This is a genomic window from Stenotrophomonas sp. 80084_Sma (assembly GCF_056481995.1).
Genome location: NZ_CM151177.1, coordinates 224,099 through 240,203, shown reverse-complemented (window position 1 = coordinate 240,203; position 16,105 = coordinate 224,099). Strand labels below are relative to the sequence as shown.

General features: G+C 67.9%; 14 protein-coding genes and 1 riboswitch. Of the genes, 4 read left to right on the top strand and 10 right to left on the bottom strand.

Annotated features, from left to right (window positions below; translation table 11 throughout):
* Positions 1–101: 101 nt before the first annotated feature.
* Genes mmsB through ACZK3W_RS01020 form a run of 5 tightly spaced genes read right to left on the bottom strand, consistent with a single transcriptional unit; the run spans position 102 to position 5,641 of the window.
* Entirely contained in the window at positions 102–992 is an 891-nt protein-coding gene (gene mmsB, locus ACZK3W_RS01040; protein WP_004136647.1) for a 3-hydroxyisobutyrate dehydrogenase, read from the bottom strand.
* Positions 989–2,164: an enoyl-CoA hydratase/isomerase family protein gene (locus tag ACZK3W_RS01035; RefSeq protein WP_180838050.1), complete on the bottom strand. Its 1,176-nt coding sequence runs from the start codon at positions 2,162–2,164 to the stop codon at positions 989–991. The genes mmsB and ACZK3W_RS01035 overlap by 4 nt, the downstream gene beginning before the upstream one ends.
* A complete protein-coding gene (locus tag ACZK3W_RS01030; RefSeq protein ID WP_180838049.1) occupies positions 2,161–2,958 on the bottom strand; it encodes an enoyl-CoA hydratase in 798 nt (265 codons plus the stop codon). The genes ACZK3W_RS01035 and ACZK3W_RS01030 overlap by 4 nt, the downstream gene beginning before the upstream one ends.
* A complete protein-coding gene (locus ACZK3W_RS01025) occupies positions 2,955–4,121 on the bottom strand; it encodes an acyl-CoA dehydrogenase family protein (protein ID WP_253143785.1) in 1,167 nt (388 codons plus the stop codon). Before ACZK3W_RS01025 ends, ACZK3W_RS01030 begins: the two co-directional genes overlap by 4 nt.
* Positions 4,122–4,135: 14 nt before the next feature.
* A complete protein-coding gene (locus tag ACZK3W_RS01020) occupies positions 4,136–5,641 on the bottom strand; it encodes a CoA-acylating methylmalonate-semialdehyde dehydrogenase (protein WP_049399840.1) in 1,506 nt (501 codons plus the stop codon).
* A gap of 115 nt (positions 5,642–5,756) precedes the next feature.
* Between ACZK3W_RS01020 and ACZK3W_RS01015 the strand changes: the two genes are divergently transcribed.
* The gene (locus ACZK3W_RS01015) at positions 5,757–7,124 is read left to right on the top strand and encodes a helix-turn-helix domain-containing protein (protein WP_293794145.1); all 1,368 of its coding nucleotides are present in this window, start codon (positions 5,757–5,759) and stop codon (positions 7,122–7,124) included.
* A gap of 511 nt (positions 7,125–7,635) precedes the next feature.
* Here ACZK3W_RS01015 and ACZK3W_RS01010 read toward each other — a convergent pair.
* Positions 7,636–9,510 (bottom strand): patatin-like phospholipase family protein, encoded by a 1,875-nt coding sequence (locus ACZK3W_RS01010; protein WP_125895983.1) that lies wholly within the window; start codon positions 9,508–9,510, stop codon positions 7,636–7,638.
* A 127-nt stretch (positions 9,511–9,637) separates the two neighbouring features.
* Positions 9,638–9,852: riboswitch (cobalamin riboswitch) on the top strand.
* A gap of 161 nt (positions 9,853–10,013) precedes the next feature.
* Here ACZK3W_RS01010 and ACZK3W_RS01005 point away from each other — a divergent pair.
* Entirely contained in the window at positions 10,014–10,700 is a 687-nt protein-coding gene (locus ACZK3W_RS01005; protein WP_422348122.1) for an epoxyqueuosine reductase QueH, read from the top strand.
* 55 nt (positions 10,701–10,755) lie between these two features.
* On the top strand, positions 10,756–11,382 hold the full coding sequence (pncA, locus tag ACZK3W_RS01000) for a bifunctional nicotinamidase/pyrazinamidase (protein WP_032128204.1): 627 nt from the start codon (positions 10,756–10,758) through the stop codon (positions 11,380–11,382).
* A 288-nt stretch (positions 11,383–11,670) separates the two neighbouring features.
* On the opposite strand, the gene purU is transcribed toward pncA, so the two are convergent.
* Entirely contained in the window at positions 11,671–12,522 is an 852-nt protein-coding gene (gene purU / locus ACZK3W_RS00995) for a formyltetrahydrofolate deformylase (RefSeq protein WP_032128205.1), read from the bottom strand.
* A 114-nt stretch (positions 12,523–12,636) separates the two neighbouring features.
* Between purU and ACZK3W_RS00990 the strand changes: the two genes are divergently transcribed.
* Entirely contained in the window at positions 12,637–13,548 is a 912-nt protein-coding gene (locus ACZK3W_RS00990) for a LysR family transcriptional regulator (RefSeq protein WP_049399772.1), read from the top strand.
* 3 nt (positions 13,549–13,551) lie between these two features.
* Here ACZK3W_RS00990 and ACZK3W_RS00985 read toward each other — a convergent pair whose 3' ends face one another.
* From ACZK3W_RS00985 to ACZK3W_RS00975, 3 genes are all read right to left on the bottom strand, one after another.
* Positions 13,552–14,652 (bottom strand): NADH:flavin oxidoreductase/NADH oxidase, encoded by a 1,101-nt coding sequence (locus ACZK3W_RS00985; RefSeq protein ID WP_032128207.1) that lies wholly within the window; start codon positions 14,650–14,652, stop codon positions 13,552–13,554.
* A 113-nt stretch (positions 14,653–14,765) separates the two neighbouring features.
* Entirely contained in the window at positions 14,766–15,572 is an 807-nt protein-coding gene (locus ACZK3W_RS00980; protein WP_125895457.1) for an NAD-dependent protein deacetylase, read from the bottom strand.
* A gap of 55 nt (positions 15,573–15,627) precedes the next feature.
* Positions 15,628–16,029 carry an acyl-CoA thioesterase gene (locus ACZK3W_RS00975; protein ID WP_004153688.1) on the bottom strand — a complete coding sequence of 134 codons (402 nt, stop codon included), beginning with the start codon at positions 16,027–16,029 and terminating at the stop codon, positions 15,628–15,630.
* Positions 16,030–16,105 lie beyond the last annotated feature (76 nt).

The following is a 16,105-nucleotide window of genomic DNA, read 5'->3' as shown; positions in this document are numbered from 1 at the left end:
AAAATGGGCGGATGCCGGTCGAAACCGAACATCCGCCCATCCCACCTTCGTTGTCCCGCACGGGGGCATGAGGTTGCCGGCCAGCGGCCGGCACTACCAGGTCACTTCTCGCTCGTAATGAGCTGCACGACGCTGGAGAAATCCAGCTTGCCGCGGCCAGCCTGGTGGTTCATCGAGTACAGGTTGCGGGCCACTTCGCCCAGCGGGATCGAGGCGCCGACACTCATCGCCGCTTCCACCGCCAGGCCCATGTCCTTCAGCATCAGATCACTGCCGAAGCCGCCGCTGTAGCCGCGCGAGGCCGGGGCGTTTTCCAGCACGCCCGGCCACGGGTTGCACACTTCGGTGGCCCAGCTGCGGCCGGTGCTGACCGCCATCATCTGCGACAGCACCTTCGGGTCCAGCCCGTGCGCCACGCCGAGGGCGATGGCTTCGCCGGTGACCGCCATGATCACGCCCAGCGCCATGTTGTTGCACAGCTTGGCCACTTGGCCGGCACCGCTGGCGCCGACATGGAAGATGTTCTTGCCCATCGCCTGCAGCACCGGGCGGGCGCGCTCCAGCGCATCCTCCTCGCCACCGACGATGAAGGTCAGGGTGCCGGCCTGGGCACCGGCGGTACCGCCGGACACCGGTGCGTCGATCATCTGCAGGCCACGTGCGGCAGCGGCTTCAGAGACCTTGCGGGCGCTGGCCGGTGCGATCGTGCTGCAGTCGATGACCAGTGCGCCGGCCGGAATCGCGGCAAGAATGCCGTCATCGCCCAGGTACACGCCTTCGACGTGGCGGCTGGCCGGCAGCATCGAGATCACCACCTCGGCATCGGCCAGGGTTTCGCGCGCCGATGCGGCCGCGCTGGCGCCGGCATCGACGGCGGCCTGCACCGCGGCCGGGACCAGATCGAACACGCGCACGGTGTGGCCGTTCTTGACCAGATTGGCGGCCATCGGGCCACCCATGTTGCCCAACCCGATGAATGCAATGCGGCTCATGCAAGGCTCCTTTCAACAAGGGGAGTGCCCAGGTCGGCCAGCGGATGCGCGGCATCGGCCCAGGGGGAAGCGAAGAAGGTGTCGGCCCACGCGCCGGTGGCCTCGGCCAGAGTGGCCGGGTTCCACTGCGGATTGCGGTCCTTGTCGATCAGCAGCGCGCGGATGCCTTCAGCGAAATCACCGTGGGCGGCGCAATGCAGGGCGACGATGTACTCCAGGCGATAGATCGCGGCCAGGCCCTGGCCGGCACTGCGGCGCTGCAGTTCGTACGACAGCCGTGCCGAACCGGGTGCACCGGCGGCGAGGGTCTTCTGCGCCGCCTGCAGCCAGGCATCGTCGGTCTGCAGGCCGGCAATGCGCGCAACGATCGCTTCAAGGTCATCGCCTTCGCACAGCGCATCGACCCGCGCCGCATTGGCCAGCAACGGGCCGGTGGCGGCGTCACTGGCATGCGACTGCAGCAGATGGCTGAGCCGTTCGTGGTTGTGTGCGGCATCGCTGGACCACGCGACCTGCAGCAGCGCATCGAACACCGCGCTGCGGCGTTCTTCGGCCACGTGCACGTCGGCCAGGCCGGCGTAGATGGCGTCGCCCGGATTGAGCAGCGCGCCGGTCAGCGCCAGGAACAGGCCGCCCTTGCCCGGTACGCGCGGCAGCAGCCAGCTACCACCCACATCCGGGAACAGGCCGACGGTGATTTCCGGGAAGGCCAGCTTGGAGCGCTCGCTGACCACGCGGTGGCTGGCACCGGACATCAGGCCGATGCCACCGCCCATCACGATGCCATGGCCCCAGCACAGGATCGGCTTGGCATAGGTGTGGATGAGGTAATCGACGCGGTATTCGACGTCGAAGAACTCGGCCGCGTAGTCGTTCTCGCGGATGTCGCTGCGGCCGGCCTCGCGGAAGGCGACCATGCTCTTGTACAGGCTGTGCAGGTCACCGCCGGCGCAGAACGCCTTTTCGCCGGCGCCCTGCAGCACCACCATGGCGATGCCATCGTCGTCGGCCCAGGCATTCAGCTGTTTCAGCAGCAGGTGCGCCATCGGCAGCGAGAAACCGTTGAGCGTACGCGGCGCATTGAGCGTGGCGATGCCGATGCGCGTGCCGTTGCTGGCGGCGCGCTCTTCGAACAGCACCGGTGCGTCGTCGGCAGCGGTGTCGGTGCTCATGCGTTCTTCCACTGCGCGGCGCGCTTTTCCAGGAAGGCGGTCACGCCCTCGACCTGGTCGGCGGTGTCGAACAGATCGACGAAGGCTTCGCGTTCGGCCACCAGCGCCGAAGCGTGGGTGCCGGTGCGGGTGGCCTGCACCAGGGTCTTGCAGGCGGCGATGCTGGTCGGGCTCTGCTTGCCGGCCTTCTTCGCCCATTCCAGCGCCAGCGCCTTGGCTTCGCCCTTGCCGACCTTTTCTTCGGCCAGGCCGATGCGCAGTGCGGTGTCGGCGTTGATGCGCTCGCCCAGCAGGATCATGCGCTTGGCCCAGCCCTCGCCGACCAGGCGCGGCAGGTTCTGGGTGCCACCGGCGCACGGCAGCAGGCCGACGGTGGCCTCCGGCAGCGCAACCTGGGCATGGTCTTCAATGATGCGCAGGTCGCAGGCCAGCGCGCATTCCAGGCCACCGCCCATGGCGTAGCCGTTGATCGCGGCAATCGACACACCACGGAAACCGGACAGCGCCTCGAAGGCTTCACCGAAGCGGCGCGCGGCTTCACGCGCAGCGGCCTTGTCGCCGGAGGCGAACTGGTTGAGGTCGGCACCGGCGGAGAAGAATTTCTCGCCGTCACCGGTGATCACCAGCGCGTAGATGTCGCGGTCTGCGTTGAGCGCGCCCACCAGGTCGCGCAGCGCCGACAGGCTGTGCACGGTCCAGGTATGCGCCGGCGGGTTGTTCAGGGTGACCATGGCGGTGTGGCCATCCACCTCGACCTTCAGGCCTACGTGCTCCTGGGTACGCCAATCCTTCATCGCAGTTCCTCTTCGGTGTTGAGCAGGTGACGGGCAACGATCACCCGCATGATCTCGTTGGTGCCTTCCAGGATCTGGTGCACGCGGCAGTCACGCAGCAGGCGCTCGATCGGGTATTCGCGGATGTAGCCGTAGCCACCATGGATCTGCAGTGCTTCGTTGCAGACGTTGAAACCGGCATCGGTGGCGAAGCGCTTGGCCATCGCGCACCACACGTTGGCGTCGCTGGCACCGGCATCGAGCTTGCGCGCAGCGGTGTGCACCATCTGCCGGGCGGCCACCAGCTGGGTGACCATGTCGGCCAGCTTGAACTGCAGGGCCTGGAACTCGGCCAGTGCCTTGCCGAACTGGCGGCGCTCGCCCATGTAGCGGCGTGCAGCGTCCAGCGCACCCTGCGCGGCGCCCAGCGAGCAGGCGGCGATGTTGATGCGGCCGCCATCGAGCCCCTTCATCGCCAGCTTGAAGCCGCCGCCTTCCTCTCCCAGAAGGTGGCTGACCGGCACGCGGACGTTTTCGAAGGTGATGCCACGGGTGGGCTGGCTGTTCCAGCCCATCTTCTCTTCCTTGCGGCCGAAGCTGATGCCCGGCAGGTCCGCCGGCACCGCAATGGCGCTGACACCGCCGGCACCGGCACCACCGGTACGCGCCATCACCACCAGCAGTTCAGTGGCACCGGCGCCGGAAATGAAGGCCTTGGAGCCGTTCAGCACATAGAAGTCGCCATCGCGCACGGCGGTGGTCTTCAGCGAGGCCGCATCGGAACCTGCACCGGGTTCGGTCAGGCAGTACGAGGCCAGCTTGTTGCCCGAAGACAGATCGGTGCCCCACGCATCGCGCAGTGCCGGCTGGCCCCACTTGGACACCATCCACGAGGCCATGTTGTGGATGCTGATGTACGCCGCGGTCGACGGATCGACGTTGGCGAGCTCCTCGATGACGACGGCGGCGTCCAGTCGGCTCAGGCCGCTGCCGCCCACTTCCGGGTCCATGTACAGGCCGCAGAAGCCCAGTTCACCGGCCTTGGCGATCGCCTCGCGCGGAAAGATGCCCTCCGCATCCCATCGCGCGGCGTGCGGCGCCAGTTCGGCCTGTGCGAAGTCGTGCGCCGCCTCGCGGTACGCCTGCTGCGCTTCTTCCAGTTCCGTCGTCATCGAGTGGCTCATGGCTGCTCCTGCCGTTACTTCAGGCTGATCGTGGTGTTGACGCCGTGGCTGAGCGTCTCGTCATCGAACCAGCGCGCGGTGACCGTCTTGGTCTGGGTGTAGAACAACACCACCTGCTTGCCATACGGACCCAGGTCGCCCAGCTTGGACGCGCGCGAACCGGTGAACGAGAACAGCGGCACCGGCACCGGGATCGGCACGTTGATGCCGACCTGGCCGACGTCGATGTCTTCCTGGAATTTGCGCGCGGCGGCGCCGGACTGGGTGAACAGTGCGGTCCCGTTGCCGTTCGGGTTGCTGTTGACCATCGCGATGGCCTCTTCCAGCGTCTCCGCTTCGAGGATGACCAGCACCGGCCCGAAGATTTCTTCCTGGTAGATGCGCATGTCGGTGGTGACACCGGCAAAGATGGTCGGACCGACAAAGTTGCCCTTCTCGAAACCATCGACCTGCGGCTTGCGGCCATCCAGCACCAGCTTGGCGCCCTGCTCCACGCCCGACGCGATCAGGCCTTCCACGCGCTCGCGGGCGCTGCAGGAAATGACCGGACCGACGTCGGTGCCGGCGACGGTGCCGCCGCTGACCTTCAGGGTCTTGGCCTTGGTGACCAGGTCCTGCACCCAGTTGCGTGCTTCACCGACCAGCACCAGGGTGGAGGCGGCCATGCAGCGCTGGCCAGCGGCACCGAAGGCGGCACCGACCATCGCGTTGAGGGTCTGCTCCTTGTTGGCGTCCGGCAGCACCACGGCGTGGTTCTTGGCGCCCATCATGCACTGCACGCGCTTGCCGGCCAGCGAGGCACGGTTGTAGACGTGGGTGCCGACGCGGGTGGAACCGACGAACGACACGGCCTTGATGTCCGGGTGGTCGCAGATCGCGTTGACCACTTCCTCGCCACCGTGGACGACGTTCAGCACGCCCTTCGGAATGCCGGCTTCCAGCGCAAGCTCGACCAGGCGCATGGTGACCATCGGGTCCTGCTCGGACGGCTTGAGGATGAAGGTGTTGCCCGTTGCAATCGCCATCGGGAACATCCACAGCGGGATCATCGCCGGGAAGTTGAACGGGGTGATGCCGGCGCACACGCCCAGCGGCTGCATGATCGTGTAGGTGTCCACGCCATTGGCCACGTTGTTGGCCAGTTCGCCCAGCTGCAGGTTGCCGATGGCGGCGGCGTGCTCGACCACTTCCAGGCCGCGGAACACATCGCCTTCGGCGTCCGGCAGGGTCTTGCCCTGTTCGGCGGTGAGGATGTGGGCCAGCTCGCTCATGTTCTCGCGGATCAGCTGCTGGTACTTCAGGAAGATGCGCGCACGGGTGCCAATCGGGGTCTTGCGCCAGGTCTTGAAGGCTTCCTTGGCGGCGGCGACGGCGGCGTCCACTTCGCCGGTGGTGGCGAACGGCACCTTGGCCAGCACGTCCTGGGTGGCCGGATTGATCACGTCCTGCCAGTGGGAGGTGGCCGATTCAACGAACTGGCCATCGATCAGCATGCGGATACGGGGCGCTGCAACAGTCATGACGACAATCCCACAGGGTGCGAAAGATGCTTGGCATTATTCACAGCACCCACCTCGATTTCCGGGCTGAATCCGCTTAATCTGGCCAACACGCCAGACGATTCATGTTAATTCTGTGAATTATTCAGCCCCCCAGCGACAACTTGGCCTGCGCCTGCTGCGGCTGCGCGAGCAGCGCGGCTACAGCCAGGCGGATCTGGCACGGGCGCTGGGGCTGTCGGCCAGCTACCTGAACCAGATCGAGCGCAACAAGCGCCCACTGACGCCGGCCGTGCAGAAGAAGCTGGGCGAGGTGTTGGGCGATGTTTCCGCCCTGTTCGACGACGATGAGCCCGCCGCGCTGCAGGAAGCGCTGGGCGAGACCCTGCGCGACCTTGGCCTGGCCGAGGTCAGCGCCACCGAACTGCGCGCGCTGGCCGGCAACCTGCCGCAGGTCAGCCGCGCGCTGCTGGACCTGCACCGCCGCCACCTGGCGCTGCGCGAGCATGCCGCCGCGCTGGAATTCCAGCTGGGCGAGCCCGGCGCCGGCAGCACCCTGCCCGCTGGCGATCAGGTGCGCGAGTTCTTCAACCGCATGCACAACCACATTCCCGAGCTGGACGAGCTGGCCGAGCAGCTGTTCGCCGAGTGGGGGCTGTCGCCCGGGCACGTGGCACCGCGGCTGCGCCAGCTGCTGGCCGACCGCCATGGCGTGCTGGTGGAAGTGGCCGCACTGCAGGCCGGGCGCGAAAAGCGGCAATACGATGCCGGTGCGCGGCGGCTGTGGCTACCCGATTACCTGGAGCCCGGACAGCAGGCGTTCCAGATGGCGGCCGAGCTGGCCCTTCATGGCTACCTGCCGCAGATCGATGCGGTGGTGGCGCGCGCAGGGTTTACCGATGAGGCACGCATCGCGCAGGCGCGGATTGGTCTCTCCAACTATTTCGCCGGCGCGCTGGTGATGCCGTACATGCGCTTCCTGCGTGCGGCCGAAGCCAGCGGCTACGACATCGAGCTGCTGGCGCATCAGTTCGGCGTCGGCTTCGAAGCGGTTTGCCACCGGCTGAGCACGCTGGCACGGCGCAGCGCACCCGGCCTGCCGTTCTTCTTCATCCGCGTGGACCGCGCCGGCAATGTGTCCAAGCGTCATTCGGCCACCGATTTCCACTTCTCGCAGGTGGGCGGCTCGTGCCCCCTGTGGATCGTCTACGAGGCGTTCAACCAGCCCGGCCGCATCCTTACCCAGACCGCGCGCATGCCCGACGGGCGCCGCCATTTCTGGCTGGCGCGGCAGGTCAGCAGCGGCCCGGTCGGCCATGGCCAACCGCGGAAGACGTTCGCGGTGGCGCTGGGCTGCGATCTGCAGCATGCCGAGCGGCTGGTGTATTCATTGGGGCTGGATGTGCAGAGCCCGGGTAATTCGGTGTCGATCGGACCGGGGTGCCGGGTGTGCCCGCGCGAGGACTGCATGCAGCGCGCATTCGCGCAGTTGCCGGGGCGGTAGGGTTGGTTCGGCAGGGCTGCGCCCTGCACCTGCTTCAATCCAAGGCAACAGCAAAAGCAACAGCGGGCTTTCCGTGGGATGGCGGGGTGGATCCGGTTGCGGGGGACGCTGCAAGTCCCCCTCCGGGGCCCGGCCCAGCCGCTGGCGGCTGTGCGTTCGGGCGCTTGCGAAGCAATGCTTCGCAAGCAAAGCGCCCTCACCCATGTAAGCTCGGTCGCCGCTTGCTCGTGTGCGCAGTCCTGCGCACACGGCAAGACCGGGGTTGGGCGTCCTGCCCAACCCGCCCGAGGCATGCCTCGGGCCCATGCGGCTCACGCCCCCGCAACCGGACCCACCCGCCTTCGACAGGTCTCCGCGAGCTGTCGAAACGGCATCCTTTGCTGCTGTGGGTAGGTGTCGACCTTGGTCGACACGGTGGATCCACGTCGTGCAGGGATGCTCTTCGATGAATGTTCGAAATATTCGATTTCGATGGGGTTCCATCCACGCATGGCGTGGATCTACTACCGGGTCAGTAGATCGGCGTCACCTTCATCTGCGGCAGCGGGCGCGGTGCGCCGTCGGTGAGGTCCGGGCCGAGGTCCTCCCAGGTACGTCCCTGCTCGACCATCAGCCCCCACAACTGCTGCGATGCCAGCCGCTTGTCTTCCGAGCCCAGCTTGTACGACGGTGGCGTCGGCTGGCCACTGGCAACCATCGAGTACGCCGCGCGGTAGGCCAGTACCTGCTGCGCCGGGTCGTCGGTGCGCGCCACTTCCAGCGTGTAGCGCTGGTAGGCCGAGGCCAGGTTGCGCCAGCGGATCCAATAGTGGTTCTCGAACGAGAACGAACAGAAGCGCGCACCGGCCAGGCTGCCCTTGTCGGCGATGCGGGTCAGCACGTCCTGCGGCATGTCCAGGTTCATGCCGCCCTCGTCGCCCTGCAGGCTCACATGCACGATGCGGTCGCGGTAGCCCGGGGCACGCGCCTGCAGCAGGTCGCGCCAGTTCTGCATGGTCGCCACCACCGCGAACAGGAAGCGGCCCAGCTCGGCGGCCGCCAACGGCGTGGCGATCGACTGGTAGGTACGCTGCCAACCGTGGCGGTTCTCGGTGGGCAGGAACACAGCATGTTCCAGCGCCTGTCGGCCACTGCTGCCGTGGCTCACGTCTTCGGCGTGCTGCGGGTAGACCAGATTGATGGCGAAGGTCGGCCAGCGCGGCAACGCGGCATCGAACAGGTGGATCGGGAAGTTGCTGCTGATGCCACCATCGGAGAACCAGCAGATGCGGAACGCGGTGATCACCGGTCCGCAGGTCTGCCCGGCACTGGTCAGCCCTTCCATGCTGTCGGCGACGTTGTGCTCCTGGTCGGCCGCAGGTGCGGTCGGTTCACAGCGACGCTCGCGGCGTGAGGGCTCATGCAACGGCACCGCGCTGATCAGCAGCGGGAAGCTCAGGCTCATGCGCGTGGCCACCAGCACCGGCAGCTTCGGGCCCTGCGGCAGGTGGTAGTACCGGCGCCCATCCACCTCCAGTGGCGGGCCGGCCTGCGTCACCAGCCACTGCACCACGCTGGCCGGAAACAGCTGCTCGAACTCCTCGCGCAGGAACCAGAACTGCGCGCCGCCCAGCGGCAGCGTGCGCGGCTCGTTGTGCGACACACAGGTGGTGATCATCTGCAGGCTGATCGCATGCGGGCTGTCCGGCTCGCCGGCATAGCGCGGCGCATCGTGCAGGTCGGCGAAGGTGAGCGGTGCATCCAGCGGCTTGCCGGACAGCTGCTGCAGGCATTCATGCAGCCACTCGGTCAACGCCGGCGTGCGTGCATCGCGGCCGAGGCCGCTGCACAGGCCCAGCAGGTTACGGCGCGCCACCCGCGCTACCCGCAGCGCGGCACCGGCCACGCCGGCACCGTACGCGCACAGCAGTGATGGCAGCAGCGTGGCGGCCACGCCGCTCCAATCGCCGCCCCACCAGCCCAGGCCGAGCAGCAGCGCCAGCGACACCAGCACCTCCAGTGGCGCAATCTCGAACACCGCGATGGCCAGGCACAGCAGCTTGTGTGGCAGGCGGGCATTGCCGGTCAGCACCACCAGCAACCGGTAGGCGGCGCGCGCCCCCCGTGCCGGCTGGAACAGGCTGTAGATGAAGCCGCGCCGCGACAGCTGCGCCGACACCGCCGACAGCCCGCCGTAGCCGGCATCGCCGGGCAGGTGCTCGCCGGCCTGCTGGCGGCGATCACCGCATGCCGCCGCGGCCGCTACGGCTGCAGCGATGGCGCCGGCCGAGGTGCCGCCGATGCTCTTGAAGCGATACTCGCGCGCCAGCGCCAGTACCGCATTGGGGTACACGATGCCGCTGGTGATGCCGCCTTTCATGACCAGATCGCAGTACTTCGCCGCCACGAGCCACCTCCCGTCTGTCGGTGCCCAGTATGGCAAGAGGCGCTCTCACAGCCTGAGAAGCGAGCCACAGCCCTGCGCTTTCATTGGCCCTTGACCATTGGCCTCGACGCGTCCACCGTTGGCACGCCGAAGGTATCCCTGCCGTGGCCTTGATGGCGGCAGGGATTTAAACGGGAATCCGGTGAAGGCGCCTCGCGCGCCCATTCCGGAGCTGCCCCGCAGCGGTGAATGGAAACGAATCCTGCCAACAGCACTGGGCTCACGCCTGGGAAGCGGCGGGTAGTAGGTGGGCTGCGGCCCGTGTCCATCAGCCCGAATACCGGCCCCGGCCGGGGGACACGACCGTCCCCTGACTCGACCTGGAATCTCCGCGGGGAGGTTGCCGGGGCCGTCGTTGTCCTGCGCGTGCAGGCGATGCGGCCGCGCGCGTCCTGTTCACGGTATCCGGCCAGCCCTGTTCACCCACGCGCTGATGCATGGGCCACCGCCGTTGCCGGCGGTCCATGCGGTACCTGACGATGACCGAGCTCCAACGCCCCACCCTGACCCTGCCCGCCGACGGCAAGCGCCTGCTGCTGCATTCGTGCTGCGCGCCCTGTTCCGGCGAAGTAATGGAGGCGATCACCGCCTCCGGGATCGACTACGCGATCTTCTTCTACAACCCCAACATCCACCCGGTGAAGGAGTACGAGCTGCGCAAGCAGGAGAATATCCGCTTCGCCGAACAGCACAACATTCCCTTCATCGACTGCGATTACGACACGGACAACTGGTTCAGCCGTGCACGCGGCATGGAGAACGAGCCCGAGCGTGGTATCCGCTGCACGATGTGCTTCGACATGCGTTTCGAGCGCACCGCGCTGTATGCGCACGAGCACGGCTACGACACCATCAGTTCGTCGCTGGGCATCTCGCGCTGGAAGAACATGGCGCAGATCAACGACTGCGGCATCCGTGCCGCGTCGCGCTATGAAGGCCTGCAGTACTGGGACTACAACTGGCGCAAGGGCGGCGGTGCCAGCCGCATGATCGAGATCAGCAAGCGCGAGCAGTTCTACCAGCAGGAATACTGCGGCTGCGTGTACTCGCTGCGCGATGCCAACCGTCACCGCCGCGAGAATGGCCGCGAACGGATCAAGATCGGCCTGCTGTACTACGGGCAGGACGCTGAGACGCCGCAGGGCGATTGACGTGTGGGCATGGGGCGGCCACGCTGGTCGCCCCTTCTGCTGTACCGGAACTGCCATGACCGCCCTGCCCGCCGATGTCGCCCTGCTGGTGATCGACCTGCAGCCGGACTTCATGCCCGGTGGCGCGCTGGCCTGCGACCAAGGCGATGCGCTGGTGGCACCGATCGCCGATCTGCTGGCACAGCGCCGCTACCGCACCGTGGTGGCAACACAGGACTGGCACCCGGCCGACCATGCCTCGTTCGCCAGCCAGCACCCCGGCCAACGCCCCTTCGAGACCATCCTGCTGCACGCGCAGCCGCAGACCCTGTGGCCGGACCACTGCGTGCAGGGCAGCGCCGGTGCCGCGCTGCATCCGGGCGTGGACTGGACCGTGGCCGACCTGATTCTGCGCAAGGGCACCCGCCAACAGGTGGATTCATACAGCGCCTTCCGCGAGAACCATGGCCCCGATGGCGAGCGCCCGGCCACCGGCCTGGCCGGCTGGCTGCACGAACGCCGCATCCGCGAAGTGCACGTGTGCGGCCTGGCCCGCGACTACTGCGTGCTGTGGAGCGCGCAGGACGCGGTGAAGTCCGGCTTCCGGGTGAAATTCCTGTGGGAGCTGACCAAGCCGGTGACCGACGCCAACGACGCGATGGTGCGTGAAGCGCTGGGCAAGGCGGGGATTTCGATCGCCTGAGGCGTGACCGCCGGGCATGGCCCGGCGCTACCGCGCACGTCGCTTATGCCGCTTGCGCGCTCCTGCCCACGACAACACAATCGATTCATCCAGCCCCCTAACTACGCCCCCCCTACAGATCGCGGGACGGCCGAACCGGGGGCTTTTCATTGGATGAAATCAGGATTCGGTAGTGCCGGCCGCTGGCCGGCAACCTCGGGATCTCTGCAGTTGCCGGCCAGCGGCCGGCACTACCGGATAGCACCCGTGGTAGCGCCGGGCCATGCCCGGCGGACGCGGGATGGGCGATTACCGGAACACGACCGTACGGTGCCCGTTGAGCAGGATGCGGTGTTCCACATGGCGGCGCACGGCGCGCGCCAGCACCAGCGATTCGGTATCGCTGCCCAGCCGCACCAGCTCGCGCGGCGCCATCGCGTGGTCCACGCGGGCCACGTCCTGTTCGATGATCGGGCCTTCGTCCAGATCCTCGGTGACGTAGTGCGCGGTGGCGCCGATGATCTTGACCCCGCGCGCGTGTGCCTGGTGGTACGGCTGCGCGCCCTTGAAGCTGGGCAGGAAGCTGTGGTGGATGTTGATCGCACGGCCGGCCAGCGCGCGGCACAGCGTGGGTGACAGGATCTGCATGTAGCGCGCCAGCACCACCAGATCGATGCGTTCGCGCTCGACCAGGTCGATGATCTGCTGCTCCTGCACCGCGCGCGTATCAGCGGTCACCGGCAGGTGGTGGAACGGCACCTGGTAGGACGCCGCCAGCGGCGCGAAGTCGGCGTGGTTGGACGCTACTGCGGCAATGTCCACCTTCAGCTGGCCGCTGTGGGCACGGAACAGCAGGTCGTTGAGGCAGTGCCCCTGCTTGCTGACCAGCACCAGCAGGCGTGCACGGCGGCGGCCATCATGCAGCTGCCAGTCCATGCCGAAGCCGGCGGCGAGCGTGGCCATGGCGGCGTGCACGGTCTCCAGCGGCAGGCCAGCATCGCGATCGAAATGCACGCGCAGGAAGAAGCGGCCGCTCTCCTCGTCGCCGAACTGCTGGGCGTCGAGAATGTTGCAGCCGTGGTCGAACAGCAGGCCGGATACGCGGTAGACGATGCCGGTACGGTCGGGGCAGGACAGGGTGAGGATGGAATCGGGGCGCATCGCCCGAGTGTAGGGCAGCAGCCTGTCCTCGGGATCGATGGTCACCGATGCAACCGACCTGCTTGGTTCAGTCCCAAGCGATACTTGGGTTTCTCCATGGCAAGCTGGTCGGTCATGAACCTGTTGCAACTGATCCGCAGCTTCACCCGCACCGCAGAGACCGGCAGCATTGCCGCAGCGGCCCGCATCCTTGGCATCAGCGCCACCGCAGTCGGCCAGAACATCAACCGGCTGGAGGCGCATCTGGGCGTACGGTTGCTGAACCGAAGTACGCGCCAGCTGGCCCTCAGCGAGGCCGGCGCGTTGTACCTGGCGCAGGTGCGCCACATCGAAGCCGACCTGGCGCGCGCGCAGGCGATGGTCACCTCCGGTGACATCGAACCGGCAGGACCGCTGCGCATCGCCAGCAGCAGCGCGTTCGGTCGCCACGTGCTTGCGCCGTTGCTGCCTTCGCTGCAGCAGCGCTACCCGCAACTGCAGCTGGAGCTGCGGCTGACCGATCGCGCCGTGCAGCACGGCCCGGAAGCGGTGGATGCCAGCATCCGCATCGGTGCACAGCTGGAGGACGGGGTCGTCGCACGGCAGCTGGCGCGCGTGCCGTTCGTGTTCTGCGCCTCGCCGGCCTACCTGAAGGCACACGGCACCCCGCAGCAACCCTCCGAGCTGAGCGGCCATCGCGGGCTGCTGCACCGCTTTCCCACCGACGGCCGGCCGCTGCGCTGGGGACTGCTGAAGGATGGCCAGCGCGTGGACGCCGCACTGCCGCCGAGCATGGTCTGCGATGACATCGATGCGCTGGCGACGCTGGCCGCAGCCGGTGCCGGCATCACCCGGCTGGCCGCATTCGTGGCAGAGCCGTACCTGCGCGATGGCCGCCTGCAGGCAGTGTTCGGCGCCGACACTGCATGGCGCCCGGAGCCGATGGAGGTCTATTTCTGCGTCAGCGACCGCCGCGATTTCACTGCCAAGATCCGCGCGCTGTTCGAGCACCTGCAGGCCGGCATGGCGCCGGCCTGGCGGGTGTGAGCCTCAGCGCGTCTTGAACACGCCGCGCGCATCACGCGGCTCGCAGCGCAGGTACTGCGGTGCCGGCTCCACGCTGTCACGCAGCGCGGCGGCGGCATGCCACGGCCAGCGCGGGTCGTAGAGGATGCCGCGCGCCAGGGCTACCGCATCGGCGTGGCGATGGCGCAGGATCGATTCGGCCTGCTCCGGCTCGGTGATCATGCCCACGGCGATGACCGGCATGCGCACCTTGGCCTTGATCGCCGCCGCGAACGGCACCTGATAGCCCGGGCCGACGGTGATCTTCTGGCGCTCGTCCAGGCCACCGCTGGAGACATGCAGGAAGTTGCAGCCGCGCGCGTCCATCACCTGCGCCAGCGCTTCGCTCTGCACCAGATCCCAGCCGCCATCGACCCAGTCGCTGGCGGAGATGCGCACGCCCACCGCGACCTTGTCGGACACTGCCGCACGCACAGCATCGAAAACCTCCACCAGCAGGCGCAGGCGGTTCGGCAGCGAGCCACCGTAGCCATCGGTGCGGCGGTTGCTCAGCGGCGACAGGAACTGGTGCAGCAGATAACCGTGCGCGGCATGCAGCTCGATCAGCTCGAAGCCCAGGCGCTCGGCGCGCACCGCACTGGCGGCGAAGGCGGCGATGACCTCGGCGATGCCGGCCTCGTCCAGTTCCTGCGGTGCCGGATCGGCGGCATGGAACGGCAGCGGCGACGGCGCCACGGTGGCCCAGCCACGCGCATCATCAGCCGGCAACTGGCCACCACCGTCCCACGGACGCCTCACCGAGGCCTTGCGGCCGGCATGGCCCAGCTGGACGCCCAGCGGCATCGGCGACCAGCGGCGGACGCTGGCCAGCACCTGCGCCAGTGCGGCCTCGGTGCCGTCATCCCACAGGCCCAGGTCGGCCCAGCTGATGCGGCCGCGCGGTTCGACCGCGGTGGCTTCCAGGATCAGCAGGCCGGCACCGGACTGCGCCAGGTTGCCCAGATGCATGGCGTGCCAGTCGCTGGCGCGGCCATCTTCGGCGGAGTACTGGCACATCGGCGCGATGACGATGCGGTTGGACAGGGTCAGGGGGCCGAACGAGATCGGCGAAAACAGCTGGCTCAAGACGGTGATGAACGACGTAGGGGGTGCGTATTGCACCGCCGCACGGCCTGCGAATCAACCGTCTGGATGGATCGCTGTTTCGCGGTGGGCGTGCAGCCGAGCGTGTGCTCGGCTCAGGACGAAGCCCACGCGGCCAGCGCCTCGGCGCAGTCCCGTTCATCCTTGAACTGCAGCAGGTCGTCGGCGCGGGTGCGGCCACGGTTCAACGCGGCTACCGGCAGCCCCGCCTTGGCTGCGGCCTGCACGAAGCGGAAGCCGGAATAGACCATCAGCGATGAACCCACCACCAGCACGGCGTCGGCCTGCTGCAGGTGCTCCTGCACCGCCTGCACGCGCTCCCGCGGCACGTTTTCGCCGAAGAACACCACATCCGGCTTCAACAGGCCGCCGCAATGCGGGCACTCGGGCACCACGAACGCGGAGAAATCGGTCTCCAGATCGGCATCACCATCGGGCGCGATGCCTGCCTCCAGCGCGTCCCAGCCGGGATTGGCGTCCAGCAGGCGCTGCTGGAAGCCTTCACGATCGCTGCGACGCTCACAGCCCATGCAGCGCACAAGGTCCAGGCGGCCATGCAGGTCGATCACGTTGTGGCTGCCGGCGCGCTGGTGCAGGCCGTCCACGTTCTGGGTCAGCAGCACCTGCAGCGTGCCGCGGCGTTCCAGCGCGGCCAGGGCCTGGTGGGTGCCGTTGGGCCGGGCCAGGCCGAAGCGCGGCCAGCCGAGCAGGCTGCGCGCCCAGTAGCGCTGGCGGGTGGCCGCCTCGCCCATGAAGGCCTGGTAGGTCACCGGCGGCGTGCGTTTCCACTGGCCGTCGGCATCCCGGTAATCGGGAATGCCCGAGGCGGTGCTGCAGCCGGCGCCGGTCAGCACGAACAGGCGCTGGGCACGGTCGATGAAGTCGGTCAGTGGCAGGGTCATGGCTGCCAGATGGGGGCGCGGTGGCGCCCCCGCAAGCGCCGGTCCGTTGGCCGGGTCAGGCCGCCGGCAGCGGCGGTACCGCGATCGGGTGGCCTTCCTCGTCCAGCGCGATCATCACGAAGTGGCCGCGGGTGCACAGCTTGCGCTCGCCGCTGTGCAGGTCTTCGGCGACCAGTTCCACCTCCACCTTCATCGAGCTGCGGCCGACTTCGACGATGCGGCCGATGGTTTCCACCATCTGGCCGATGCGGATCGGCAGCTTGAAGTCGACCTGGTCGCTGCGCGCGGTCACCACGGTGCGGCGCGAGTAACGGGCGGCGGCCAGGAAGGCGGCCTTGTCCATCCACGCCAGCGCCTGGCCACCGAACAGGGTGCCAAGGTGGTTGGTGTGGTTGGGAAAGACGATTTCGGCCATGCGCACTTCGGTGGGCGGCACGGTCTCGGGGATGGGGGTCATGGGGGGCTTCGGTGTGGGGTGCTGCGAATTCTAAGCGACCGGCGTGATGGCCATCGGAATGCACGTGCAACGGTCA